Source organism: Ruegeria sp. HKCCD4315, assembly GCF_013112245.1.
Taxonomy (GTDB): domain Bacteria; phylum Pseudomonadota; class Alphaproteobacteria; order Rhodobacterales; family Rhodobacteraceae; genus Ruegeria.
On the sequence record NZ_WVRN01000001.1, the window covers coordinates 1189765 to 1214897 of the forward strand.

General features: G+C 56.1%; 28 protein-coding genes. 13 read left to right on the forward strand and 15 right to left on the reverse strand.

Annotation, left to right across the window (positions count from 1 at the left end; translation table 11 throughout):
- Positions 1-6: 6 nt before the first annotated feature.
- The gene (gene purB, locus GS646_RS05950) at positions 7-1311 is read right to left on the reverse strand and encodes an adenylosuccinate lyase (protein ID WP_171090749.1); all 1305 of its coding nucleotides are present in this window, start codon (positions 1309-1311) and stop codon (positions 7-9) included.
- 88 nt (positions 1312-1399) lie between these two features.
- On the opposite strand from purB, the gene GS646_RS05955 reads away from it, so the two are divergent.
- The 3 genes from GS646_RS05955 (at position 1400) to GS646_RS05965 (ending at position 2801) form a co-directional block, all read left to right on the forward strand.
- A complete protein-coding gene (locus tag GS646_RS05955) occupies positions 1400-1732 on the forward strand; it encodes a hypothetical protein (RefSeq protein WP_171185866.1) in 333 nt (110 codons plus the stop codon).
- Between the two features lie 166 nt (positions 1733-1898).
- Positions 1899-2459 carry a hypothetical protein gene (locus tag GS646_RS05960; protein WP_253746596.1) on the forward strand — a complete coding sequence of 187 codons (561 nt, stop codon included), beginning with the start codon at positions 1899-1901 and terminating at the stop codon, positions 2457-2459.
- A gap of 12 nt (positions 2460-2471) precedes the next feature.
- On the forward strand, positions 2472-2801 hold the full coding sequence (locus GS646_RS05965; protein ID WP_171185864.1) for a hypothetical protein: 330 nt from the start codon (positions 2472-2474) through the stop codon (positions 2799-2801).
- 32 nt (positions 2802-2833) lie between these two features.
- Here GS646_RS05965 and GS646_RS05970 read toward each other — a convergent pair whose 3' ends face one another.
- A complete protein-coding gene (locus tag GS646_RS05970) occupies positions 2834-4048 on the reverse strand; it encodes a bifunctional alpha/beta hydrolase/OsmC family protein (protein WP_171185862.1) in 1215 nt (404 codons plus the stop codon).
- 281 nt (positions 4049-4329) lie between these two features.
- Here GS646_RS05970 and GS646_RS05975 point away from each other — a divergent pair, with 281 nt between their 5' ends.
- The gene (locus GS646_RS05975) at positions 4330-4524 is read left to right on the forward strand and encodes a hypothetical protein (RefSeq protein ID WP_171185860.1); all 195 of its coding nucleotides are present in this window, start codon (positions 4330-4332) and stop codon (positions 4522-4524) included.
- 10 nt (positions 4525-4534) lie between these two features.
- On the opposite strand, the gene dddP is transcribed toward GS646_RS05975, so the two are convergent.
- Positions 4535-5878: a dimethylsulfonioproprionate lyase DddP gene (gene dddP / locus GS646_RS05980; RefSeq protein ID WP_171185858.1), complete on the reverse strand. Its 1344-nt coding sequence runs from the start codon at positions 5876-5878 to the stop codon at positions 4535-4537.
- Positions 5879-6000: 122 nt separating this feature from the next.
- Here dddP and GS646_RS05985 point away from each other — a divergent pair, with 122 nt between their 5' ends.
- On the forward strand, positions 6001-6744 hold the full coding sequence (locus GS646_RS05985; protein WP_171647649.1) for a DUF3445 domain-containing protein: 744 nt from the start codon (positions 6001-6003) through the stop codon (positions 6742-6744).
- A 35-nt stretch (positions 6745-6779) separates the two neighbouring features.
- On the opposite strand, the gene GS646_RS05990 is transcribed toward GS646_RS05985, so the two are convergent.
- The 5 genes from GS646_RS05990 to GS646_RS06010 all read right to left on the reverse strand — a co-directional run bounded on the left by GS646_RS05990 (position 6780) and on the right by GS646_RS06010 (position 11309).
- Entirely contained in the window at positions 6780-7691 is a 912-nt protein-coding gene (locus GS646_RS05990) for a hypothetical protein (protein WP_371732045.1), read from the reverse strand.
- 199 nt (positions 7692-7890) lie between these two features.
- The gene (locus GS646_RS05995; protein WP_171185852.1) at positions 7891-8679 is read right to left on the reverse strand and encodes a lytic transglycosylase domain-containing protein; all 789 of its coding nucleotides are present in this window, start codon (positions 8677-8679) and stop codon (positions 7891-7893) included.
- A 66-nt stretch (positions 8680-8745) separates the two neighbouring features.
- Positions 8746-9393, reverse strand: a complete 648-nt coding sequence (locus GS646_RS06000) for an MSMEG_1061 family FMN-dependent PPOX-type flavoprotein (RefSeq protein ID WP_171185850.1) — start codon at positions 9391-9393, stop codon at positions 8746-8748.
- 127 nt (positions 9394-9520) lie between these two features.
- Entirely contained in the window at positions 9521-10927 is a 1407-nt protein-coding gene (glnA, locus tag GS646_RS06005) for a type I glutamate--ammonia ligase (protein WP_171185848.1), read from the reverse strand.
- A 43-nt stretch (positions 10928-10970) separates the two neighbouring features.
- The gene (locus tag GS646_RS06010; protein WP_050602105.1) at positions 10971-11309 is read right to left on the reverse strand and encodes a P-II family nitrogen regulator; all 339 of its coding nucleotides are present in this window, start codon (positions 11307-11309) and stop codon (positions 10971-10973) included.
- A 169-nt stretch (positions 11310-11478) separates the two neighbouring features.
- Between GS646_RS06010 and GS646_RS06015 the strand changes: the two genes are divergently transcribed.
- The 3 genes from GS646_RS06015 (at position 11479) to tig (ending at position 16034) form a co-directional block, all read left to right on the forward strand.
- Positions 11479-13083 (forward strand): NAD(P)H-hydrate dehydratase, encoded by a 1605-nt coding sequence (locus GS646_RS06015; RefSeq protein ID WP_171185846.1) that lies wholly within the window; start codon positions 11479-11481, stop codon positions 13081-13083.
- Between the two features lie 308 nt (positions 13084-13391).
- Positions 13392-14516, forward strand: a complete 1125-nt coding sequence (locus GS646_RS06020; protein WP_171185844.1) for a porin — start codon at positions 13392-13394, stop codon at positions 14514-14516.
- A gap of 186 nt (positions 14517-14702) precedes the next feature.
- Entirely contained in the window at positions 14703-16034 is a 1332-nt protein-coding gene (gene tig, locus GS646_RS06025) for a trigger factor (RefSeq protein WP_171091203.1), read from the forward strand.
- A gap of 101 nt (positions 16035-16135) precedes the next feature.
- Here tig and GS646_RS06030 read toward each other — a convergent pair whose 3' ends face one another.
- The 6 genes from GS646_RS06030 to rpsF form a co-directional block, all read right to left on the reverse strand.
- Positions 16136-16990 carry an acyl-homoserine-lactone synthase gene (locus tag GS646_RS06030; RefSeq protein WP_171185842.1) on the reverse strand — a complete coding sequence of 285 codons (855 nt, stop codon included), beginning with the start codon at positions 16988-16990 and terminating at the stop codon, positions 16136-16138.
- Between the two features lie 107 nt (positions 16991-17097).
- The gene (locus GS646_RS06035) at positions 17098-17799 is read right to left on the reverse strand and encodes an autoinducer binding domain-containing protein (RefSeq protein WP_171185840.1); all 702 of its coding nucleotides are present in this window, start codon (positions 17797-17799) and stop codon (positions 17098-17100) included.
- Between the two features lie 237 nt (positions 17800-18036).
- Positions 18037-18525 carry a lytic transglycosylase domain-containing protein gene (locus GS646_RS06040; protein WP_171185838.1) on the reverse strand — a complete coding sequence of 163 codons (489 nt, stop codon included), beginning with the start codon at positions 18523-18525 and terminating at the stop codon, positions 18037-18039.
- Positions 18526-18676: 151 nt separating this feature from the next.
- Positions 18677-19297, reverse strand: coding sequence for a 50S ribosomal protein L9 (gene rplI, locus GS646_RS06045; protein ID WP_171185836.1), 621 nt, complete (start codon positions 19295-19297; stop codon positions 18677-18679).
- Positions 19298-19309: 12 nt separating this feature from the next.
- Positions 19310-19537: a 30S ribosomal protein S18 gene (gene rpsR, locus GS646_RS06050; RefSeq protein WP_005608650.1), complete on the reverse strand. Its 228-nt coding sequence runs from the start codon at positions 19535-19537 to the stop codon at positions 19310-19312.
- Between the two features lie 28 nt (positions 19538-19565).
- The gene (rpsF, locus tag GS646_RS06055) at positions 19566-19919 is read right to left on the reverse strand and encodes a 30S ribosomal protein S6 (protein WP_171090718.1); all 354 of its coding nucleotides are present in this window, start codon (positions 19917-19919) and stop codon (positions 19566-19568) included.
- Between the two features lie 283 nt (positions 19920-20202).
- Between rpsF and GS646_RS06060 the strand changes: the two genes are divergently transcribed.
- Positions 20203-20721 (forward strand): hypothetical protein, encoded by a 519-nt coding sequence (locus GS646_RS06060; protein WP_171185835.1) that lies wholly within the window; start codon positions 20203-20205, stop codon positions 20719-20721.
- A 127-nt stretch (positions 20722-20848) separates the two neighbouring features.
- The gene (locus GS646_RS06065; RefSeq protein WP_171185833.1) at positions 20849-21421 is read left to right on the forward strand and encodes a YceI family protein; all 573 of its coding nucleotides are present in this window, start codon (positions 20849-20851) and stop codon (positions 21419-21421) included.
- A gap of 61 nt (positions 21422-21482) precedes the next feature.
- On the opposite strand, the gene GS646_RS06070 is transcribed toward GS646_RS06065, so the two are convergent.
- The gene (locus GS646_RS06070) at positions 21483-22703 is read right to left on the reverse strand and encodes a cytochrome b/b6 domain-containing protein (RefSeq protein WP_171185830.1); all 1221 of its coding nucleotides are present in this window, start codon (positions 22701-22703) and stop codon (positions 21483-21485) included.
- Between the two features lie 174 nt (positions 22704-22877).
- Between GS646_RS06070 and fabD the strand changes: the two genes are divergently transcribed.
- The 3 genes from fabD to GS646_RS06085 all read left to right on the forward strand — a co-directional run bounded on the left by fabD (position 22878) and on the right by GS646_RS06085 (position 25037).
- Positions 22878-23816, forward strand: a complete 939-nt coding sequence (gene fabD / locus GS646_RS06075; RefSeq protein WP_171185828.1) for an ACP S-malonyltransferase — start codon at positions 22878-22880, stop codon at positions 23814-23816.
- Between the two features lie 41 nt (positions 23817-23857).
- Positions 23858-24595: a 3-oxoacyl-[acyl-carrier-protein] reductase gene (gene fabG, locus GS646_RS06080; RefSeq protein ID WP_171185826.1), complete on the forward strand. Its 738-nt coding sequence runs from the start codon at positions 23858-23860 to the stop codon at positions 24593-24595.
- A 208-nt stretch (positions 24596-24803) separates the two neighbouring features.
- Positions 24804-25037, forward strand: a complete 234-nt coding sequence (locus tag GS646_RS06085) for an acyl carrier protein (RefSeq protein ID WP_050602116.1) — start codon at positions 24804-24806, stop codon at positions 25035-25037.
- Positions 25038-25133: the final 96 nt, after the last annotated feature.

The window sequence follows — 25133 nt, forward strand, 5'->3', positions numbered from 1 at the left end:
TAAGAATTATTCGCCGAACACTCGGGCAAAGATCGTATCGACATGCTTGGTGTGATAGCCGAGGTCGAATTTTTCTTCGATTTCTTCAGGGCTGAGCGCAGCGGTGACATCCGCATCTGCCAGCAACTCTTCTTTGAAGTCGGTGCGATGTTCCCAGACCTTCAGCGCGTTGCGTTGGACCATGGCGTATGCGTCTTCACGGCTGACCCCGGCTTGGGTCAGCGCCAACAAAACCCGCTGGCTCATAACAAGGCCAGGGAACTTGTTCATGTTCTCCATCATGTTTTCTGGGAAGATCAGCATCTTGTCGACCACGCCAGTCAGCCGCGCCAGCGCGAAATCGAGCGTGATCGTGGCGTCCGGCCCGATCATACGTTCAACCGACGAATGCGAAATATCACGCTCATGCCAGAGCGCAACGTTCTCCATCGCTGGGATCACGGCCGCGCGGACCATGCGCGCCAGACCTGTCAGGTTCTCGGTCAGAACAGGGTTTTTCTTGTGTGGCATAGCCGAGGAACCTTTTTGACCCATCGAGAAGAACTCGGCCCCTTCCAACACCTCGGTCCGCTGCATGTGGCGGATTTCGATGGCGATGTTTTCGATGCTGCTGGCGATGACGCCCAGAGTCGCAAAGAACGCGGCGTGGCGGTCACGCGGAATGACCTGCGTGCTGATCGGCTCAGGCACCAATCCCATCTGGTCGCAGACATGTTCCTCAACGCGTGGATCGATATTGGCGAAGGTGCCAACTGCGCCGCTGATCGCGCCGGTGGCGATTTCCGCGCGAGCGTCCCGCATCCGCGACAGGTTGCGGTCCATCTCGGCGTAGAAGCGGGCAAAGGTCAGGCCCATCGTGGTCGGCTCGGCATGGATGCCGTGGCTACGACCGATGCGTACAGTGTCCTTATGTTCAATCGCGCGGCGCTTGAGCGCGGCCAGAAGGCCTTCAAGATCGGCGATCAGGATGTCAGCGGCGCGGGTCAGTTGTACGTTCAGGCAGGTGTCCAGCACGTCGGAACTGGTCATGCCCTGATGCACAAAACGGGCTTCTTCGCTGCCCACATGCTCGGCCAGATGGGTCAGGAAGGCGATGACATCGTGTTTGGTGACGGCCTCAATCTCATCAATACGGGCTACGTCGAACTCCACGTCTTTGGCTTTCCACACGGCCTCAGCATTTTCGCGCGGGATGACGCCCAGATCGGCCATGGCATCGCAAGCATGTGCCTCGATCTCGTACCAGATGCGGAACTTGCTCTCGGGCGACCAGATGGTGACCATGTCAGGGCGGGAATAACGAGGAATCATTGGCGGCAGCACCTTTTTGTGATTGGGATGAGGCGTTGGCGCGGGGTTTAGCCCTGTGTGCAGCAGGGAACAAGAAGAGAGAGCGCCTATGAGACGGTTTGCCCTGATTTTGGCCCTTTGGCCGGGTGTTTTGGCCGCAGATGGCTTTCAGAAATTGTTAGGTGACGAAATTCTGGCCGCGCTGACAGATAAGAAGCTCGAATATGGTGCAGGGGTTTGGCAAACCTTCGAGGCCAGCATGAGCACGCAGTACTTCTCGGGTGGGCCAAGCGCCGGGCGCTGGGCCGTGCGCGAGGATCAGTATTGTTCGATCTGGCCGCCTTCAGACTTGTGGGCCTGTTACGATGTCTTCCGCAATGAGGATACAATTCGGTTCGTCGACGATGCGGGCGGCGAGACAGATGGCGTTTACGCGCAATAGAGGCGCGGACTTGTTAAGTGATTTCAAACCCATTCGGCGACGGCGACTGCACTTTGAAAGCTCACATGCGGGATCGTAATCCGCCCGGTCTTTGCGTGCCGGTACTGGACAAACTGCGTCTGGAAGGGTCAAGCTGCGTTTGCGGAAATCATCAGGTTATTAAGATATGCGTTTATTTTCAGGATCATTGCTGGCCGCGTGCGCTGCCGTGTGGCTGAGCGCGGCAGGGTTAGTGACGGCCGATACTCCGGTGACGTACACGGAAGATGGTCGTGCGTTGTTTCGTTTCAGTGTCCCTGATTTCTGGGTGCTGCGCACTGGCGGCCCGCGAGAGATCGAGGATTCCGAGCTAGGTGACACGCGCGGAGTGTCACGTGTCATGGGGATGCGCCCTGTGACAGACGATACAGTCTGGATGGGGTTTGTTTCGCCCGACGGCGTTGCATCCATTCAGGATGGTGTCCGCTACTTGCAGGATATCGACAAGTTTCTGGTCAACGATCCAACCGTTACAAGCACAAGCGACACACGTATCGGAGGATTGCCTGCGAAGGTGTTCCGGGGCACCGGACGCCGCGAAGGCAGGGGGGTCAGCTTTACAGCAACGCTTATTGACCTGCCGCGGGGCCGCGTTGCAGTTGCCGTGGCCATTCTGCGCGATGGTGCGAATCCGGACTATGCTGACGATCTGAACGCAGTCTTCGCGTCGTTCCGGTCGCTTCAGTAAGGAGAGGGTGCGATGAATTTTCAAATGATCAGACGGATTTCTCTTGCACTTGGGCTGGGCGCTGCAAGCTTTGGCTTGTCGGCCTGTGAAGGCGTCTCGGTTGGCGTTGGGTATGGATATGGGTACGACCCGTTCTACGACTCGATGCTTTGGAACGACTATTACCGCCGAGACGTAAATATCGACATCGACCGCCCCGATCGACCAAACCGGCCTGACCGCCCGGTTCGTCCTGAACGTCCGAAACCGCCGGTTGCCAAACCGCCTGCACGGCCAAGGCCGCCGACGGCGCGTCCACCTGCCGCACGGCCACCCATTCATCGGCCATCACCGCGCCGCTAAAAATTAAAGGCCGCCAGACAGGCGGCCTTTTTTTACGGCAGAAGCTCGGTTGTGATATGGGCGGAACCTTCCAGCGTTCGGTGTACCGGGCATTTGTCAGCTATCTCAAGCAGGCGCTGTTTTTGCGCCTGATCCAGCGGACCGGTCAGCCGGATTTTCCGACGAAACTGATCCACTTTGCCCTCATTGGCCAGACCTGCATCCTGCGCATGCACTTTGTCATGACAGACATCAACACTGACATTTGTCAGGGGCCAGCGTTTGCGGCGGGCGTACATTCGGATCGTCATGGATGTGCAAGCGCCCAGACCAGCGGATACAAACCCGTAGGGGGACATGCCTTTGTCTGTACCGCCGTACGAGACCGGCTCATCCGCGACCGCGTGGTGATGGGGTCCGGCCTGAATATCTTGCATAAAGCCGTTTGGGTCAGCCTCGGTGATACGCACAACACCTTCCGGGGCACCGGGTGGCGGGGCGGGTGGGCAAAGCTTTACGTAACGCGAAACCCATGCGGTTATCACATCAGCCGCATATTCGGCATCCTCAGCACGTGTGATCAGGTGATCGGCATCGTCGAGAGTCACAAAGCTTTTGGGATGTTTTGCCGCCAGAAAAATCGTGCTGGCGTTATCGATGCTGACGGTTTCATCCCGCGGTGCGTGAAGGATCAACAACGCAGCTTTGAGTTCGGCAATCGACACCGACAAGGCAGATTGCGCGATGTCATCTACAAAGGCTTTGCCAATGCGGAAAGGACGCCCGCCTAACGTGACTTCGGCACTGCCGTCCTGCTCAATCTGCGGTAAAGCGGCTTCGAAATGATGCGAGACATGACTTGGGTCTGCCGGAGCCCCGATGGTCACCACGGCTTTTATCGACGGAATGCCCGCCCGTGCACGCAGAACGGCTGCGCCGCCCAGCGAATGTCCGATCAACAGGGCAGGTGCCATGCTCCGACCAGCCAGGTATTGCGCGGCGGCAATCAGGTCTTCGACATTCGAGGTAAAGGTCGTGTTCGCGAACTCTCCTTCGGAATGGCCCAGCCCGGTAAAGTCAAAGCGCAGAACTGCGATCCCCATGGCGGCCAGTCGGGCAGATATACGTCGGGCCGCTGGGATGTCCTTGGAACATGTAAAGCAATGGGCAAAGAGCGCTGTCGCCAGCACCGGACCGTCCGGAAGGTCAAGACGCGCGGCCAGTTGGCTGCCGTCATGTCCGGCAAAGGTAATGCGTTCCGTGGGCATGTCGGCTCCTTGAATGGGTTGGGGGAACACCGACAATAGTGGGTTTATGTTGGTCCGGTCTCAACCCTTATGTCAGTCGCGTCACGTGAAGGTGAGAACTTTGTGCGCGTTTTCTCACCTGTGAACCATCATGTAGCTAAGCGTAGTGATTGAGAGGGCGGTCTTACAAACTTGCACTTATAGCATCATGTATTGTGAAGTTAGGCAAATCAAACATTCATTTTACTTATATTCTATTGGGACACATCTATGGATCGCAGTTGTCGACCAAGGAGATACCCATGTCACACGCAGAAATCACCGCCCGCAGCCCTGTGATGCACCCTCTGTGGATCATCGCGTTGCTACTGGCCGGTGTCACAGGCTTTGTCGCTGGACAGTCCTGGCCCGCAAACTTGAGCAGGCCACAGGTTCAAGACGAACCGATCCTGGAAGACTGGCACGGCAATGTCCGCCGGTCGCATTGGTCAAAGTGAGGCGTTGGCCTCACTCTGCCCCCATTAAGCGGGCATCGAACGGGTACTTTGTAAGGTTCTCATAGCCGTCCTCGGTAATGAGAACCTGATCTTCAAGCTTGATGCTGAAATCACCGCCAACCTCGCCAACGCAAGCTTCGACACACAGGACCATTCCGGGTTCCAGCGCATAGTCATAGGATCCTTCGACGGCCTTATCCGGATAGGCCACAAGCGGCCACTCGTCACACAGGCCCACGCCATGCATCAGGCAGCCGTATTTCTGCGCCTGAAACTTGTCGTCCAACCTGTGGGAATTTGCCGTCAGTTCCGGGATCATCACACCGGGTTTGAGCATCTCCATATTGGTCATGATGTGTTCATGTGCGTGCTGCATGGCATAGATCATGTCCGCCCGTGGTTTTTGATCGCCAATCCACCAGCTGCGCGAAATGTCGATGCAAATTCCGTAGGATCCGATCAAATCGGTGTCGAACGAGATGATCTCGTTCTGCTGCGTTATCCGAGGGCCGCATTCCTGAAACCACGGGTTGGTTCGCTGGCCCGAGGCCAGGAGGCGGGTTTCGATCCATTCCCCGCCGCGTTTGATGTTTTCCGCATGCAGAACAGCCCATATGTCATCTTCTGAGGTCTTCCCATTGCCCACATTGGCACGGGCAAACTTCTCCATTTCAGCTACCGCTGTCTCGCACGCATGGCTGGCGCAGCGCATAGCAAGGATTTCGTCCGGTCCTTTGATGGCTCGGGTCTTTTCGGTCAGCTCTTCGCCTTCCATGATCTCGAAACCTTGCGCCTCAAGCGCGCGCAGGCCGTGCAGCATGATCTTGTCCACGGCAAGGCGTTTGTTGCCGCCGCTGTGCTCTTCGATCAGCACCCGCACTTCATTCGAGAACACATCCGCCGCCACGTCGACCTTGTCGCCCCGGTCGAAATAAAACAGGTCCGCGCCTGAGCGTTGTTCACGCACCAGTGGGTTGAACGTGCTGAGGAAGGGCGAGTTCTTGTAATCCCAAATCACCATGTACCCGTCGGCACACAACAAAACGGCACGGAACGGGTTATGCGTGTTCCACAGCTGCATATTTGTGCTGTCGGTCGCATAGCGAATGTTCAACGGATCGAACATCAGCACGCCGCCATACCCGCGATCCACTACAGCCTGCGTCAGCCGCTTCCAGCGATGTTCCCGCATACGGGTCAGGTTGGGCAATTCCAGTCCGGCTGCGGCCCATTCATCAAACGCCAGCTGCGTCGGTCCGATCTCAATCCGGTCATTGTCGTTCGGAGTGCCGTCGCCCAAAGTTGCGCCTTTGGTGGGATCGATCTTGCGCGTGTCTCTGTAGTGATGATTCATGGCTGGCCTCGTCATGTGTTTTGGTGAAACTAGTGTGCCGATCTACAGCGTCTGAAAAAAATGCGACCGCGAGGTAGTCGTTTTCGACCGACACGTCGTCTGGGGCATGCTAAGCCTTTGTCATGAGGCAGATTCTGCAAAACACAATTCCGTACGATGTCCGAAATCCGCGTGCCTTGCCGGGGATACAACCGACGACATTGGAAAACTGGCTGCATCAGGACGATGCATTTTCTGGTCAGATGCAACGCCGTGAAGAGCTGCTTTTTGACCATCGAGACGATGTTCTGGCCCTTGATCCACAGGCGGAACCTGCCGCCCGCGAGCTGTTGGATCTTGTTTTGGCCCAAGTCTACCCTTCAGCCGGGGAGACGGTTGTCAGGCCCGATGGTGCAATGGTTTCTATCGACTACAATCGACCGTTGGATACGCTGTGCAAGTTGGTGCAGGAAGATTTCTGTATTCTTCAAAAGCGCGGGGATGAGCATGTTCTGACCGGCGCGATCCTGTGCTTTCCAGCCAGCTGGCGTTTGGCGGAAAAATTCATGCGGCCACTGATCGACATTCACGTGCCCGTCGAAAGCTATGACGACAGTATTGCGATGAGGGTTCAGCGGTTGTTCGATGGCATTCAGCCCGGGCGCCCATTGTGGCGTTTCAATGCCCTCTGGTATGAAGATCCCGAGCTATTCCAGCCCCGCAGTGAGCACGCACCGCGGGAAATTCGGGACCGGCAACAGGACTCTTATCTTCGGAGTGAACGTCAAACCATGTTGCGGCTGCCCAAGACGAAAGCGGTCGTGTTTTCCATCCATACGTATGTTCTGGCTGCGCACGCGGTTTCAGAAATGGAAAACCCCGCCTGACGGCGGGGCCTCCAAGGAGGGTCTTGGTAATTTGGTTACATGCCCAAGGCGTTGGCAACGTCGGCAAACGCATTGCTGGCGTTCAGTGCGACAATGGCAAACGTGAACACGAGCACTTGAGTGTTGAGGCGGAAATCTTCGCCCCGGACCAAGTTGACTGCAGCCATCGACAGGGCGATCGGTCCAGATACGCTGGCCAGAACGCCTGTCATACACCAACTGCTGAGGCGCAGAATGTCGCTTGGTCGTTCCTCATCTGTCGCCACATCAGCACTAGGCGCTGCCTGATCAGATGGAGCGACGTCATCACTGCGGAACGCAATGCTGAGCAATTGTTCATCCGTAAGCTGGATCGGCCGAGCCGTCGGAGCGTGCAGGGCAGTGATGTTGTCATCCAGTTCAGGCATTTTGACGTCGGCGAACTGACCGGTCAGGGACTGAAAGATCTGTTTCCTGTCTCGCGTTTCGCGACTTGGGGTCAAGGTATCGAAAGCGCTCATGAATTGTTCGACCGTCAGCACCGTGTGCGGTGACAGCCATTCAACACGCCGGGTCGAGCAGATGTCGACCATGCGATACAAGACGACCACCAGCATCAGTTCCGAGATTTCGGTATCATCCAGTATCGGCGACACGGGGGTGACTGACAGTACAAGCCGGTTCTGAGGATGCGAGACGCGGGGCTTTGTTATGGTTTTTAGCCCCGCGGCGCGATCCATGCGCTCGTATCGGTCTTCCTGCTCGGGTGTGCCTGTATCCAGCGTCAGCCGAACCAGATATTGGCTCGAGACGATGCTGGCCTCGGAATAGCTGAGCAGTGCTTTGCGCTCGACCAGATGGCCGTAGTCCTCAAGCGTTGTCGCAACGATGGTTCCAAAGCGCTCGAGCGCGCCAGTTGCGTCACCATCAAATTGCAGACCGCCATGGTAGCTATGCTTCCGAGCCACTGCTTTGTCCTTATTCAAGCATTGTTCGAAAGACACTCTAGCAACCGTTCTGGGGGAGAATTTGGCAAAAAATGCAAAAAAACGAAATTTTCCCGCGATTGATTACGCTTTGGAAACCAAGAAACTAAAGGCTTTTGTTTGTCACTGTGGCGGAAATGTGGCGAAAACGAGCGTGGCGCGTGTTTTCCGTGCGGCGACGCTATTGATCGATTCGGGCGGCCATGATGGCAATGGATTGCTGATACACAGAGGCCGCGTTCCACTGCTGCAAAACACGAAAATTTGGTTCTCCGGGCTGGTAACCGCGACCGGGTTTCCACCCTTTCTTGCGAAGAAAATTCGCGGTTGAGGCCAGAGCGTCCGTCATATTGTAGAAATCCACACGCCGGTCACCAGTGGCATCGACGCCATAGGTCAACGCGTTGCCGGGCAGGAATTGGGTATGGCCCAATTCGCCATGTTTTGCCCCTTTTGTCGCCATTGTGATACTGCCCATATCCACCAGTTTCAGTGCCCCAATTGCATGGGGAATAAAGAACTCGGATCGGCGACAATCATAAGCCAGAGTGGTTATTGCGGAAACAATCTGGCTATCACCCATGAAATTGCCAAAGCCGGTTTCCATGCCATGAATGGCGATCAGCACACCAGCTGGCACACCGTACTGGCGCTCGAAGGCTGCATAATAATTGGGGTTAGCGGCTTTGCGTTTACGTCCTTGCGCCACGATTGTGTCTGCCCCGCGGACCCGCATGAACTTGTCCAGCGAGTATTTGAAGCTTTTCTGGTTGCGATCTGCTGCAATGGTGCGCGTTGCGTACTGTGTCTGCGACAGCGCTTGCAGCCCCTTTTTCTTGACCCCGGCCTTACGTGCCTGTTTCGCAAAATCGGCTTTCCACGCTTCAAACCCGGCGCTGGTGTTCCCGCAGGGCGCGGCCAAAACAGGCGAGGTCAGTGACAAAGCGAGGATAGCTGCAAGGCGAAACATGGGCACAATCCGTTTGAGATGAAGTCTGAAGTCAGCGTAGCTGGGGCCTTGGGTTCGGGAAAGAAGTTAGTAGAGGTCCAGCTCTCCTTTCTCTTTAAGTGTTTCGAACCATTCGTCCGGGGTGGCCTTTATGCGGGCATGTTTCACCATCATGGCGTTCATGTTCGGCAGGTTCGAGGAATCCGGCCACGCGTCGGGCTGCCACAGGTTTGAGCGAATGACGCATTTGGGGCAATGCGCAAACACCGTATGAACGTGGATCAGCAGCGCCAGTTTCGGCGCATGGCCAGCAATGGCCATTTGCTCCAGTAGCTGCGGGTCCGCGCAGATCCGGGCCTCGCCCCGAAGTCTGAGGGTCTCCATCTTGCCGGGAACAAAGAAAATCACACTCACACGCGGGTCTTTGAGAACGTTGTGGAAGGTATCCACCCGTTTGTTGCCCGGACGGTCCGGGATAGCGATCAGTGTATCGGACAAGGCCTGAACAAAACCTGCAGGATCCCCACGAGGGGAGATATCCAGATATCCGTCGGGGTTGGCCGAGGCGATCAGGCAGAAGGGCGAAGTAGCGATGAAGTCGCGGCACATCTGGTCCAGTTCAGAGAGTTCTTTGGCAATGATCTGCGGGAGAGGGGTGCCGGAAATCTGAAGCAGTTCTTTTTCGGATGTCACGAAATTTGAGTATTTCGAAAAAGGTGAAGTGCTGAAGGCCATACTGTTGTCTCCGGTTGGGAGTGTCCTCTTGAGTTTGTTGAAACTCAGGCGACGCGTCAAATCATACCGGTAGAAAAGACAAGGGCGCCCGATTGGACGCCCTTGCAGATGTAAACCCAAATCCGGTTTAGCAGCTGTAATACATGCCGTATTCAACCGGATGCGGGGTGTGCTCGTAGGTTTCGACCTCTTCCATCTTCAGTGCGATGTAGCCGTCGATCTGGTCTTTGGTGAACACGTCGCCCTGCAGCAGGAAGTCGTGATCCGATGCCAGAGCTTCCAGAGCTTCGCGCAGGCTGCCGCAAACGGTTGGGATGTCAGCCAGTTCTTCGGCAGGCAGATCGTACAGGTTCTTGTCCATGGCTTCGCCCGGATCGATCTTGTTCTTGATGCCGTCCAGACCAGCCATCAGCAGCGCAGCAAACGCCAGATAGGGGTTCGCAGCCGGATCGGGGAAGCGGGCCTCGACGCGCTTTGCTTTCGGGCTTTCGGTCCACGGAATACGCACACAACCCGAACGGTTACGGGCCGAGTAGGCGCGCAGAACGGGTGCTTCGAAGCCCGGGATCAGGCGCTTGTAGCTGTTGGTCGCCGGGTTGGTGAAGGCGTTCAGGGTCTTGGCGTGCTTCAGGATGCCGCCAATGAAGTACAGCGCTTCGTCCGACAGATCAGCATACTTGTCACCTGCGAACAGAGGCTTGCCGTCTTTCCAGATCGACATGTTCACGTGCATGCCGGTTCCGTTGTCGCCTGCGATCGGCTTCGGCATGAAGGTGGCCGATTTACCATAGGCGTGGGCAACGTTGTGAATGACGTATTTGTACTTCTGCAGTTCGTCAGCCTGCTTGGTCAGGCTGTCGAAGATCAGGCCCAGTTCGTGCTGGCACGAGGCAACCTCGTGGTGGTGCTTGTCGACCTTCATGCCCAGACGCTTCATGGTCGATAGCATTTCCGAACGCAGATCCTGCGCCTCGTCAACGGGGTTCACCGGGAAGTAGCCACCCTTGACGCCCGGACGGTGGCCCATGTTGCCCATCTCATACTCGGTGTCGGTGTTCCACGACGCATCAGTTGCATCAACTTCGTAAGATACCTTGTTGATACTGTTAGAGAAACGGACGTCGTCAAACAGGAAGAATTCGGCTTCCGGACCCATGTAGGCGACGTCACCGATACCCGATGATTTCAGGTAAGCTTCGGCTTTCTGAGCGGTGCCGCGCGGGTCACGCTCGTACGCCTCGCCGGTGTCGGGCTCAACAACCGAGCAGTGAACACAGATGGTTTTTTCTGCGTAGAACGGATCGACATAGGCGCTTTCGGTGTCGGGCATCAGTTTCATGTCGGATGCTTCGATCGACTTCCAACCGGCAATGGAAGAACCATCGAACATGAAGCCTTCTTCCAGAAAGCCTTCGTCGACCTGATCGGCCATGATGGTCACGTGCTGAAGCTTGCCGCGCGGGTCGGTGAAACGGATGTCGACGTATTCTGCGTCTTCGTCCTTGATCAGCTTAAGAACTGCGTCCTTGCTCATTCTCTAGATTCCTCTGACTTGAAGATTGGAGGGTTTTGGAGGGTTATAGTGCGTCCGAACCGGTCTCGCCGGTGCGGATACGGATAGCTTGTTCGACGGGCGAGACGAAAATCTTGCCATCGCCGATCTTGTCGGTTTTGGCGGCCGAAACGATGGCTTCGATGGCGGCATCGACCTGATCATCGTCCAGAACGACTTCGACCTTCACTTTGGGCAGAAAATCGACGACATATTCCGCGCCGCGATACAGTTCGGTATGGCCTTTCTGACGACCGAAGCCTTTGACCTCGATCACGCTGAGGCCCTGGACGCCCACGTCCTGCAATGCCTCTTTCACTTCGTCCAGTTTGAACGGCTTGATGATCGCTTCGATCTTTTTCATCCCGGCTCACCTTGAATGGTTGTCTCAGGGGCAGTGATCACGTCTAAGATCGGGCGGCAATGTGATTGCGGATTTGGGCAGGTTGGGATGCATCGAAATCTGGCGACGTGCTAATTTATGGGCGTGTTGCACAAAAACTAATCAAAATTGAATCGAATGAGGGTGTGGGATGACGGAATTGCTGACAGCGGCGCAGATGCGGGCCATTGAGCAGGCTGCCATCGAATCCGGTGAGGTGACAGGTCTTGAGCTGATGGAGCGGGCCGGGCAGGGCGTTGTTGAGGCAATTTTCGAGGAGTGGCCAGAGTGGGACAGGCGAGGGGCCAGCCCCTCGCGCTCCCCGAGGTATTTGGGGCCAGATGAAGGGGATCCGCTGCGTGCGGTGGTGCTGTGCGGGCCGGGGAACAATGGTGGCGATGGCTTTGTTGTCGCCAGGTTGTTGCGGGAGTTGGGATGGGAGGTTGAGGTCTTTCTGTACGGGGATCCGGAGAAGCTGCCGCCGGATGCGCGTGTGAATTATGAGCGGTGGCTGGATGAAGGCGACGTTAATGTGTTCGCCGTCGATGCCAGCCCAAGTGACGCGGAATATCTTCAGCTTCCGAAGGACACTGATCTGATTGTCGATGGAGCGTTCGGAACCGGTCTTACCCGACCGTTTACAGGTGTGTTCTCTTTATTGGCGAATACTGAGACAAGGGCATTGCTGTGGGATCGAGGTGTAAAGGTCGTCGCAGTTGATACGCCAAGTGGCTTGTGCGCCGATAGTGGCCGCGTTTTAGGCAACGTCATTGTCGCCGACTTGACGGTCACGTTTCACAGTAAAAAGGTCGGGCATGTTTTAGGCGATGGTCCAACGTCCTGCGGGAAGGTGCAAACAAAATCGATTGGGCTCGAAACAGCTAAAAGCAGCCAGATTGTCCAAATGGCTTCCGTCGATGGGGCGAGGCTGCGGAAGAAGACAGAAGGCCACAAGTACTCTCATGGACACGCTCTGATCTTGTCCGGAGGGGGCGGAAAAACAGGCGCGGCGCGATTGGCCGCGCGCGGGGCGTTGCGGATTGGTGCGGGATTGGTGACGTTGGGTGTACCGCCTGCGGCGGTCTTGGAAGTGGCTAGTCAGATCACGGCGCTCATGTTGCAGCGCGTTGAGGGAAAAGATGGCCTGGTCGAGGTTCTGAGTGACCCGCGCCTCAATGCGCTTTGTCTCGGCCCCGGGCTGGGAGTGGAACGCGCGCGTGAGTTGGTTCCGGTGGCTTTGGCAGCGCGCCGGGCAACGGTGTTGGATGCGGATGCGTTGTCGGCCTTTGCGGACGACCGGGATGCTTTGTTTGCGCAGTTACACGAAAACTGCGTGCTCACCCCGCACGGAGGAGAGTTTGCGCGGCTTTTCCCCGACATTGCGGACAATTTGAAAGCTGCGCCGACACAAGGCCCTGCCTATTCCAAGGTTGACGCAACGCGGGCGGCTGCAAAGCGCGCTGGGTGCGTGGTTCTGTTCAAGGGGTCGGATACCGTGATTGCCGCACCTGACGGGCGATGTTCGGTCAACTCGGCCTCGTACGAAAGGGCGGCTCCTTGGTTGGCGACCGCTGGATCTGGCGATGTGCTGGCGGGATTCATCACCGGGTTGCTGGCACGTGGGTATCAACCGTTGCAAGCTGCAGAGACTGCCGCGTGGCTGCATGTGGAATGCGCACTGCAATTTGGGCCCGGCCTGATTGCCGAGGACTTGCCGGAACAGCTGCCTGACGTGTTTAGAAAGATGAATATTTGAGTGTGTTGGCGGGGAATGGCCCAATCTACGTCAGATCGGCGAATTTTCGCCGATCAGGGCTGCGGGGGTGCAGAGTGAGTGTTTGCCAGACGCACAGACCGGAGGCAAAGTTGTTTTGAGCACCTCCGAAACGGACTGGTGGTGATGTATTTAAGCAAATGAAATACATTATAAAATTCTCTTGGCCTCTGCGTTCTGTGTTGCGAATTTGCCATTCCTTTACGAGACAGCGCGCGGGCATCTGGAACGTCGGTGCTCGATGATCAATTGGACGGGGCGTAACACCCGAACCATTCATGGTGAGTGAAATGACTTCTAAATTCAAAACCCTTTCCGCTGCCGCTGCGCTAACTGCAACGGCGGCAATTCCGGCTGCAGCTGAGCTGAAATACGAAAACAACACAGGCGGTTATGTGTTGCTTTATGGGCAGTTGCACCCAGCCCTGATTTCGGTCGATGACGGGCAGGACACCGAGACGCGGGTCCTCGACAACGACCTGTCGAACAGCCGGGTGGGCCTGCGCCTGATGCAGCCTTACGGTAGCAATGAGTTCCAGTTTTGGTTTGAAACAGGGCTTGGCCTGCCTGGTTCGGCGTCTGCTGATCAGTTTGGAACCAACGCTGATGGCTGGAATCGCGAAGATATTCGTCACGTGGATTTCTCGCTGAAAGGTGGGTACGGCAAGTTTTCGGCGGGGCAGGGCAGTATGGTCGCTGACGGTGCCGCTGAGGTGGATCTGTCATATGTCGGAACCGCGCTGTATTCGTTCACCAACGATGAAAACGCCGGCTTCTTCTATCGCGACACCGCTGGAATGCTGAGCGGTATCACGGTTGGCGATAGTTCCAGCAACTTTGACGGCTCGCGCCGTGGGCGCATCCGGTATGACACCCCAGCATTCAACGGGTTCTCGGCGGGCTTCGCCTATGGGCAAAACATTCTGTCCAGCAGCGACGACGATGACTACTACGACGTTGGTCTTTTCTATGAAAACACCTTCGCCGGTGGCGTGGAATTCGCGGCAGCTGTTGCATATTCGGTGCGCGACCGGGACGACAATTCCGGCGATCGCAAGGACACGATTGGTTCGGCGTCTGTCCTTCTGCCAAGCGGGCTGGGATTTACGATTGCTGGCGGTACGCGTGACGACGATCAGGCCGGGGCGACGGATCCGAATTACTGGTATGGCAAAATCTCATACGAAGGAAATTGGATCGCCTGGGGTAAGACCGGTGTCGGCATAGACTACTATGACGGTTCAGACTTCGACAGCAACGGGTCGGACACCAAAGCCTGGGGTATCGCAGTTGTTCAGAAGGTTGATGCAATCAAGACAGATGTTTATCTGAAGTACCGCAACCACGACTTCGATGATGGTTCATCCTTTGACAACAACGAAGCATGGGTTCTAGGCGCACGCTGGAAGTTCTGATCGCTGTAACTGGATTAAAAACGAGCGCCCCGGTTTCCGGGGCGTTCTTTTTTGGGGGAATAGGCGATCAAATACAGGTGGATTCTGCCTTTGCCCCTTGCACGTACGCTGCTGGGCAAATAGAAGGCGTCAAATTTGCCCGGCGCGCCCTTTTTGCGCGCCCCGAATCCTATGGGGACTACCATAATGCAGGTTACAGAGACGCTGAACGAAGGTCTGAAACGCGGCTACAACATCGTTGTGACCGCAGCCGAGCTGGACGACAAGGTCAATGAAAAGCTGACCGAAGCGCAGCCGGAAATCGAAATGAAAGGTTTCCGCAAAGGTAAGGTGCCGATGGCACTGCTGAAAAAGCAGTTTGGTCAACGCCTGCTGGGCGAAGCGATGCAGGAAAGCATCGATGGCGCGATGAACAAGCACTTTGAAGACAGCGGTGACCGCCCTGCGCTGCAGCCCGAAGTCAAGATGACCAATGAAGATTGGAAAGAAGGCGACGACGTTGAAGTGGCCATGTCTTACGAGGCACTGCCAGCGATCCCCGAAGTTGACCTGAAATCCGTCGAGCTGGAGAAGCTGGTGGTCAAAGCTGACGACGCGGCTGTGGAAGAAGCGCTGAACAACCTGGCTGAAACCGCGCAGGATTTCAAAGCGCGCCGCAAGGGCTCGAAGGCGAAAGACGGCGACCAGATCGTTTTTGATTTCGTTGGCAAGGTTGACGGCGAAGAATTCGACGGCGGTTCGGCTGAAGAGTACCCTCTGGTACTGGGCTCGAACAGCTTCATCCCCGGTTTCGAAGAGCAGCTGGTTGGTGTGAAGGCCGAGGAAGTCAAAGACGTCAACGTGACCTTCCCTGCAGAGTACGGTGCCGAGCACCTGGCCGGCAAAGACGCTGTTTTCACCTGCACCATCAAAGAGGTGAAAGAACCGGTGGCCGCAGAGGTCAACGACGATCTGGCCATGAAGTTCGGTGCTGAAGATCTGGATGCCTTGAAGGGGCAGATTTCGGAACGTCTGGAAGCAGAATACGCAGGTGCATCGCGTGCTGTGATGAAGCGTGCTCTGCTGGACGTGCTGGACGAGAAAGTGTCGTTCGACCTGCCACCGTCGCTGGTGGACGCTGAAGCCAAGCAGATCGCACATCAGCTGTTCCACGAGGAAAACCCGGACGTGGAAGGCCACGATCACGGCGAGATTGAGCCGACTGAAGAGCACACCAAACTGGCCGAACGCCGCGTGCGTCTGGGTCTGTTGCTGGCCGAGTTGGGTCAGAAGGCCGAGGTCGAAGTGACCGACGCAGAAATGACCCAGGCGATCATGAACCAGGCGCGTCAGTACCCGGGTCAAGAGCGTCAGTTCTTTGAATTTGTTCAACAGAACGCTCAAATGCAGCAGCAGATGCGCGCACCCATCTTCGAAGACAAAGTCGTCGACTATGTGTTCGAACTGGCTCAGGTCAACGAAAAAGACGTGAGCAAAGACGATCTGCAAAAAGCCGTTGAGGCACTGGAAGAGGAGTAATCCTCTTCCGCCCATTCTTACGAATGGGCACAAAAAAACGGAGCCGCCTGCTAATCAGACGGCTCCGCATGGGTGGCTTTTGTACCTATGAGGTGAGGGGGTCAGGCCTCATGAGCAAAAGCACGGGGGGTTTGTAGCAGAGCAGTCTTCTGCTCTGGTGTGAACGTGTTCGAGAGCGTTTCGATCAGCCTCAGCACATCTTGCCGTTCAGCTTCTGTCTTCGCGGCGCTCATCTGTTCCACAAAATACTTTTCAAGATCAGTCAGTGGTTTGTGATCCTGATTGGCAGGGCTTTGTGCTGCGGCTTTCTTGGCTGCAAAGAGGGCCAGTGCCTCTTCGTCGTCGATGAAGACATCGTTGTGAATGTCCGCAAACTCACGCAGACCCGCGATGCGTTCGTCTGTGCAATCCAGCAGAGCAGCCAGCGCATGAACTTTCCCCATTGGGACAGTTTGGCCGACATAGTCATACGGGGCGCAATTCGAGCGTTTCAGGACCCGATCCATGACCGGATCGATCACGGTGATGATGTCCTGAATGCCTGCGTTCTTGGCATATTCCAAAGAACCGATCATCAATTCGCAGGTTGCGTATGAAACCGAGTTCTTTTCTTTGCCGCGTGTGAGACGCTGGGTATCTACGCAAAAGCGGGTCGATTCCCACATGGTTGCGCTGCGCAGTGGTGCTTCGCCGCAAAGGATCGCCGAGAAGACATCCGACAACATGTGAGGGCCGGTGGTCTGGAGGGCACGCACGGCTGCGACGACATTCCCCTCATCGTCGAGTCCGATTACATATGCCGGGTCCAGATGATCGAACTCGTCGATTTCTTTTCCGTCTTCTATTTTGACGTCCCATCCAAGACGTTCGCCAAATACACGTGCTCTCAACTCGAACATTTCGTCAAGAACTTCGCTGAACATATGTCTGTTCAGGCCATCTACCACGATGATCATTTCTTCCCCCTTCGAGTGGTTGTTCGGTAAATACGACGTTACCGGTCCCAGGGGATTTTTCTATTGGGGGTTTCCCGTATTTTGGCGAAATTAAGCGCTTTTTTTGATTAACCTGGGGTAATTAGCCCAATCGCAATCGCGCGTCCAACAGCCTGCGGGGTGGTCAGGGCACTAAGCTTTTCCCGACTCGAACGCAAGTGTACTTCGACGGTCCGGTGCGAAATCGACAAAATATCGCCGATGTCCTGCTGAGATTTGCCAGCTGCGACCCATTGCAGGATCTCTGCTTCTCGGGTCGACAGGGTTGGATGGTAGAGCGCGCTGGTCAGCTGATCCGACGAAACGACGTTGTCGTGAATGTGTACTGCCATGGATTGCAGGTCGCTTATCACGTGGGTGTAGAGCTTGCGCCACTCTTCCTTACTGCAGTCGCGGGTTGCACTGAGCAGCCCGATATCGCCGTAAGGACCGCGCACAGGAATCGTAACACCTTGACTGGGCAGGCCAAAATCATGAGCGTCTCGGAAAACACGCTGGAAATCGGGGCTGCGTTCAAGGCGGCTCCAATCCACCGGAGCAATGCTGCGGCGTGCCATGTGGATGGTTGGGTCGATCATGATCAGACCCTGGTTCTGGTAATGCTCTGTCCACTCATCGTCATACGTGACAAAGCCAGCCACAGATCCAGCGGCAGGGTTCATGCCTGCATAAGCAGCATGGTCCATTTCATGCTTGTCACAGATTTGCCTTAGAAATTCGGTGTAGCGAACTTCTGAATCCGGCAGAGTGCTCAGATCGACAATTTCCATGCGGCGCCTACCAGCTGCGGCCCATCTTAACTGCCCGATGGTGTCGTCGAGCATACGTATTCAACAGAGTGGAACCCGGTTACCTCACTCAACCAGAACATCATATTTTCTTAATCCTGACAAGCAGAGGCATCAATTGTCTGCGCTATTCAGGATATTGTGACATTCAATAGAGCATTTTTGTCACTATCCCGCCTCAAGTGCTAATTTTCAGGCGAAAACTGACGCTAACTACCGTCAAGGTGCGGGTTTGAGCCCGGTTTCTACCAACAATCCCCGTGCTTTGGCTTCGGGCCAATACCCTTTCGCATACAAAAAGATCGCGCGTTGCTGGTCTCCGTCGGACAGCAGCCATGCTCCGCGCAAGTACTTGCCCGCGAATTCCAGGTTGGTGTCCGCATTTAATAGTCCCTCGGCGTTACCTTTGTACCCCATCGATCGTGCGGTGGCTGGAAGGATCTGTAGCAGCCCATAGTAGGGGCGGTTCACGGCCCAAGGGCGGTGTGTGCTTTCGCGAATAGCCAGCTTGTGGACAAGCTCGCGCGGAAGCTCGTAGTGATCAGCCCATTTGTTGATCGAGGCTCTGAGTTCCGGCGTCTCATTTGGATAGAGGGGCGGATTGAATTGAGTGGTGTCGGCTTTGGAGACTTCACCTCCACCGCATGCAAGCAGCGGAGTTGTGAGCAACAGGGCAAGGAAGCTGCGGCGGGGGAAAACGGGCATCATGAATCTCCGGTCAATAAGGCGGTATGATATGGAACGTCTGTTCGGTCGCAACTCTAGCGATCAATTTGGGCCTAAATTTGCTGGTTTGGCTGCGGCATAAAAAAGGCCGCACAAAACGTGCGGCCTTTGTCTTGTTCAAAGCGTAGCCAGATCAGGCTTTGGCTTCGTCTTCCTCAACCGGAGCAGCTTCGGCAGCCAGGTCATCGTCTTCCGATGCGGCCGAGCCGATGTCGTCGAACAGTTCGGCGATTTCGAATTCAGCGGCGGCTTCTTCTTCAGCAGCCAGTTCCTGAATCGATTTGCCAGATGCCTGCAATTCGGCTTCTTCTTCCGAACGGGCAACATTCATCTTGATCTCAACTTCGACCTCGGGGTGCAGGCGGACAGCAACAGAGTGCAGACCCAGTTCTTTGATCGGAGCGACCAGAACGACCTGTTTCTTGTCGACTGTGAAGCCTGCTTCGGTTGCAGCGTCCGCGGCGTCACGCGGGGTGACCGAGCCGTACAGAGCGCCAGCATCCGATGCCGAGCGAATCACGATGAACTGCTGACCGTCCAGCTTTTCAGCCAGTGCTTCAGCTTCTTTCTTGGTTTCCAGGTTGCGGGCTTCCAGCTGCGCTTTCTGAGCTTCGAACGAGGCAATGTTCGACTCGGATGCACTCAGGGCTTTGCCTTGGGGCAGCAGGAAGTTGCGGGCGTAGCCGGGCTTGACGTCAACGACGTCGCCCATCTGACCCAGTTTCGCAACGCGTTCCAGAAGGATAACTTGCATCTCAGTCTCTCCTTACTTCACGGCGTAGGGCAGCAGGGCGAGGAAGCGGGCGCGCTTGATAGCACGAGCCAGTTCACGCTGCTTTTTCGCCGAAACGGCGGTGATGCGCGAAGGAACAATCTTGCCGCGCTCAGAGATGTAGCGCTGCAGCAGACGGGTGTCCTTGTAGTCGATTTTCGGCGCGTTCTCACCCGAGAACGGGCAGACCTTACGACGGCGGAAAAATGGTTTTGCGGCCATGGTTTAGTGTCCTTTCCTCAGGCGGTGATCAACGGCGCTCGCGGCGGTCGCCACGCTCGTCACGCTTCTGCATCTGAACCGACGGGCCATCTTCGTGACCGTCGACCTTGATGGTCAAAACGCGCATGACATCGTCATGCAGGCGCATCAGGCGTTCCATTTCCTGAACCGCACCCGAGGGGGCATCGGTCTTCAGGAAGGCATAGTGGCCTTTGCGGTTCTTGTTGATCTTATAGGCCATCGTCTTGACGCCCCAGTACTCGCTGTCGACAAGGCTGCCGCCGTTGTCCGCCAGTACGGTGCCAAAGTGTTCAACGAGGCTTTCCGCCTGCGCGTTGGACAGGTCCTGACGCGCGATCATTACATGCTCATACAGTGGCATGTGCACTCCTGTTTATATCAAGGCGCATTTCATAGGCGGGGCCATTTGGTCCTTCGCGACCCTGCCACGAGAGGCTGCGCGATTCATATGACTGCGAAGGATGGCCCCGTATACACGTTTGAACCGCAGGGGCAAGACCCGCCACATATGCCTTGGTGAAGTCGCCCAATTTCCTTTGGGGTGCCCAATTGCTGACGCTTTTCGGCTCAAAGTTGTTTTACATACCGGACATTACCCGGAACCAACTGAAAACCGACAGTAACCTTATAAAGGGTGAAACGTTATGACCGCGACGAACACAAACACATACCGGGAAGAAGCGGCTGGATCGCGCTTTGAACACTCGGTTCCGGTAATGATCGCATTTGCACCGAATTGGAAGGCGCGCTTGATCCTGGCGCGGATGGTTGGCGCATTCCTGATCGTGTCAGCGTTTTCAATGTGGCTGATGCCGGGGTCGGTCATCGGTGCGGATGTCTGGCCGATCAAGATGGTTGCTTCGATGCTGTTTCTGATCGTTGGGGTCAGCTTGCTGACGATTGAGGTTCTGGATCCGCGTCCCGATGCGTATTTCGATCCTATTCGTCGCGAGGTGCGGGTATTGCAAAAGAACGAAGATGGGCGCCCACAGACTGTTTTGCGTCGCAGCTACGACTCCTTGGGTGGTGCACGCTTTGAAGAGAACGAAGTGCACTTGTTCGACGTGGACGGCAGCCTGTTGATGAAACTGCCGCTTGAATCGGCGGATGTCAGCCGAGCCCTCAAAGGGCAATTGAGCAAAAGCGTAACAATTTTCGGCTGATTTTTATTCTGTTCATAAAGGAACAGAGATTGTTAGCCAAAGGAGGTTGTGTGCCGCCCTAGGGCGGCACATCTTGTTTGTGAGCAACCCCCATCGGCTTGCACACAAAAAAAACGCGGAGATTGTTATGAAATCCATCCTTCTTGCTGCGGCTTTGGCCGTTTCGGCAACTGCTGCATTTGCCAGTGCCGAGAAATATGTACTGGACCCCAGCCACAGCCAGGTCATCTTCAACTATGATCACCTTGGCTTTTCGACCACTTACGGCATGTTCTCGGGCTTTGAGGGCGAGATCATGTTCGATCAGGAAAACCCGGCGGCATCCAGCGTTACGGTTTCAATGCCGGTTATGGAGATGTTCACAGGATGGAAGCCTCGGGAAGACCACTTCATGACCGAAGACTTCTTTGGCGCTGCCGAGGGTGATCTGATCACTTTCGTCTCGACCGGGATCGAGGTGACGGGTGATGATACCGCCAATATCACCGGCGACCTGACCATGAATGGCGTAACCAAATCGGTTGTTCTGGATGCCAAGTTGAACAAAGTGGACAATCACCCGATGGCCAACAAGCCTTGGGCAGGTTTCAACGCGACCACAACGCTGGTTCGCAGTGAATTTGACCTGGGACAATTTGCACCGTTCGTAAGCGACGAAGTGCAGATTCAGATCTCGGTTGAGGCTCAAAAGGCTGAGTAAGTCGAAGGACTTGAAAGATTAAACCGCCGGTGAGTATCTCACCGGCGGTTTTTTGTTGGCATTAATGACTGCGGCTGGCGGTCAGGTCGACAGAAACAGAGACGGCAAAGCCCAGGGACTCTTCGGTCGGCTGTGACGTGCCGACGTTGAAATCCAACCGGTTGAGTTCAACAGAACCCAACATGGTGGCCGTATCGCCCTGAAGCTCCAGGGAAAACGGCAGAACGATATCCATTGTTTTGTCGCGGATGGTCAGCGGGCCACGGGCTTCGTACCCGGTTTCGGTCTTGAACAAATCTGCGGTGAACTGCGCCGTAGGGAATTGTGATGTGTCAAAGAAATCGGAACCCATGGCCTGATCGGTGACCGAACCAAGGCTCAGAGAGCCAATGGCTATGTTAACGTCCACAGATCCCGCAGGGCCGACTTGTGCAGGTTCGTCGAAGGTGATGGCAGCGGTCCAGTCGGCAAAAGATCCGGTGACCGGGCTGCCCAACTGAGAGATTGTTATCGACAAGGCCCCGGTCTGCACTTGCCAGTCAGATTGAACTTCGGCGAGTTCGATGTCGGCATCGTCGGCCTCGCGTGCGAATTCACCTGTGACCCAGCCGCCAGTCAGAACCATGCCCCAAACCGCCACGGCAGCAAGCGCAGGGACAAGTGAATGGTGTTGATGCGGCGGTTCTGGTGCGTCCGAATGACCAGGCAGCATTCTTCGCAATGTACTGTCCTTGTCGATGACGTGATGTTTCAGCGCGCCAACAATGTGCAGCGCCAATGAACCCACCAGAACCCACATGAACAGCCAGTGAAGGACTCCGGTCATCTCGGCCACGGCTTCGGACTTGGGAACAAACGGCAGGTTTTGCCCAAAAGGCCAGAGGATCGGTGCGAACCCTTCTGTCGCGGCGTGGTGGATCCAACCGCTGAGTGGAACAAGGACCAGCGAACCGTATAGAAGCCAATGAACGGTTTCAGCTGCAAAGGCCTCGGGCTTGTTGTCTGCATTTAACAAGCCGGGTTTTGTTTGTGTGAAAGCCCACAAAATGCGCGCCAATGCCACGAAGAAGACAGCGATCCCTACAGTTTTATGCAGCGAAAAGACGCGCGCGGCGCGGGCGATCTGGGCCTCGGTTGGGGCGGTGTCTGCGTGAAGAACCGCGTATGCCAAGTTATCTGCGATCCAGCCAAGCGGCAGGGCTGTCAGGATCAGAAGGGCTGTGAGCCAGTGAAACGTCTTTGCAACGCTTCCGTAACTGGAAAATGAATTGGTCGCGGCCATGAAAATAAGACTCCGGGATTCTCTGTCGCGTCCAACGTAAAGACGCGTGAAACTGACACAAGTAAGCGCGGACGCACAGCAACGGTGCCAGAATGCAGAATGCAGGCAGCGCTTGTGCCAGACGAGCAGTCAGTTTACACCCCGCCGCAACCTAACAGTATGCATGAGGTTGCAATGACACTCGCGTTCGTTTTTCCAGGGCAGGGCGCCCAGACAATCGGTATGGGCAAAGCTTTGGCCGAGGCTTATCCGGCGGCGCAAGCCATCTTTGATGAGGTGGACGACGCTCTGGGTGAGAAACTGAGCAGCCTTATCTGGGAAGGCGACATTGCTGAGTTGACGCTGACACAAAATGCGCAGCCCGCATTGATGGCGACGTCAATGGCCGCAATGCGCGCCTTGGAGGCCGAGGGTGTTTCGATCAGCAAAGCCGCATTTGTGGCGGGGCACTCGCTTGGTGAGTATTCCGCTTTGGCCGCTGCTGGAACGTTGTCTGTCGCTGACACCGCGCGCCTGTTGCGCACGCGCGGGCAAGCCATGCAAAGCGCTGTGCCTGTGGGCGAGGGCGCGATGGCTGCCATTCTTGGCTTGGATCTTGACGCCGTGCGCTCTGTTGCTGAAGAGGCCGCGCAGGGCGAAGTGTGTCAGGCGGCAAATGACAACGATCCAACCCAAGTTGTCGTGTCCGGTTCAAAAGCCGCTGTCGAGCGCGCTGCCGAGATTGCCAAGGAAAAAGGTGCAAAACGGGCTGTTATGTTGCCCGTAAGTGCTCCATTTCACTGTGCGCTGATGCAACCTGCTGCAGATGTAATGGCGGAAGCCCTTGCTGCGGTCGAAATCAAGGCACCCGCTGTGCCCCTGGTGGCGAACGTACGCGCCGAGGCGGTCAGTGATCCGGATTTGATCCGGCAGTTGCTTGTCGAACAGGTGACTGGGTCGGTCCGCTGGCGCGAGAGTGTGCAGTTCATGGCGGCGCAGGGTGTGACTGAGACATGGGAGATCGGCGCAGGCAAAGCGCTGTCTGGTATGATCCGCAAGATCGACCGTGCCATTGCAGGCAAAGCTGTGGGCACGCCGGAAGATGTTCAAAAGGCCCTTCAGGCCGAATCGTAAGCTAATGCGCGTCTTTGCCGACGCACCAAGAGGGAAACTGTATGTTTGATTTGACAGGTAAGAATGCGCTGATCACCGGTGCATCGGGTGGTATCGGTGGCGACATTGCGCGTGCACTGCACGGGGCGGGTGCAACGGTTGGATTGTCCGGTACGCGAGTCGAACCACTGCAAGCCCTGGCAGATGATCTGGGCGAGCGCGCGCATGTGCTGCCCTGCAATCTGAGCGATCCGGAAGCCGTGGAGGCGTTGCCAAAGCAGGCGGCCGCGGCGATGGGATCGGTGGACATTCTGGTCAACAACGCCGGAATCACACGCGACAACCTGTTCATGCGCATGTCCGACGAAGAATGGCAGAACGTTATTGACGTGAACATGACCTCGACCATGAAACTGTGCAAAGGCGTGATCCGGGGCATGATGAAATCGCGCTGGGGCCGGATCGTGAATGTCTCGTCCGTGGTGGCTGCAATCGGCAACCCTGGGCAGGCGAACTATGCGGCATCAAAAGCCGGAATGATCGGCTTTTCCAAGGCCTTGGCCCACGAAGTTGCAACGCGTGGGATCACAGTGAACGCTGTGGCACCGGGATTCATCACGACGGCTATGACCGAGAAACTGACCGAGGAACAGAAAAAGGGTCTGTTGGTCAAAGTTCCTGCGGGTCGCATGGGCGATCCTAAAGAAATTGCTGCGGCTGTTTTGTACCTTGCAAGCCCCGAGGCGGGTTATGTCACTGGAAGTACCTTGCATGTGAACGGCGGTATGGCCATGTTGTGATCGCGACAGGGGCGAACGCGAAAGCGTTTGCCTCTCGCGTCGACTATGCTATAGGCGGCGCATCTATGCGGGGCCGGTCTTTCAGGTCGGCCTTCTACTTTCCCGGTTTCCCGGGACCCAAACCGCCCGAAACGGGCAAATCAAGGCCAACCCGTGCGGGCAAGGGCAGAATCGGGCAGACCGCCCTGTAAAGGAATGAGGAATAGACATGAGCGACGTCGCAGATCGCGTTAAGAAGATCGTTGTTGAGCACCTGGGTGTTGAAGAAGACAAAGTCGTGGAAAACGCGTCTTTCATCGACGATCTGGGCGCAGACAGCCTGGACACCGTTGAGCTGGTTATGGCGTTCGAAGAAGAGTTCGGCATCGAGATTCCCGATGACGCAGCCGAAACCATCCAGACCTTCGGCGACGCGGTCAAGTTCATCAGCGAAGCGTCCTAAACGTTTCTTTCTGATCAAAAGCGGCGCTTCCGAGCAACGGAGGCGCCGTTTTTTATGTCCGCGCAAAATTCGCACTTGCGTGGCCATTTTCCACTG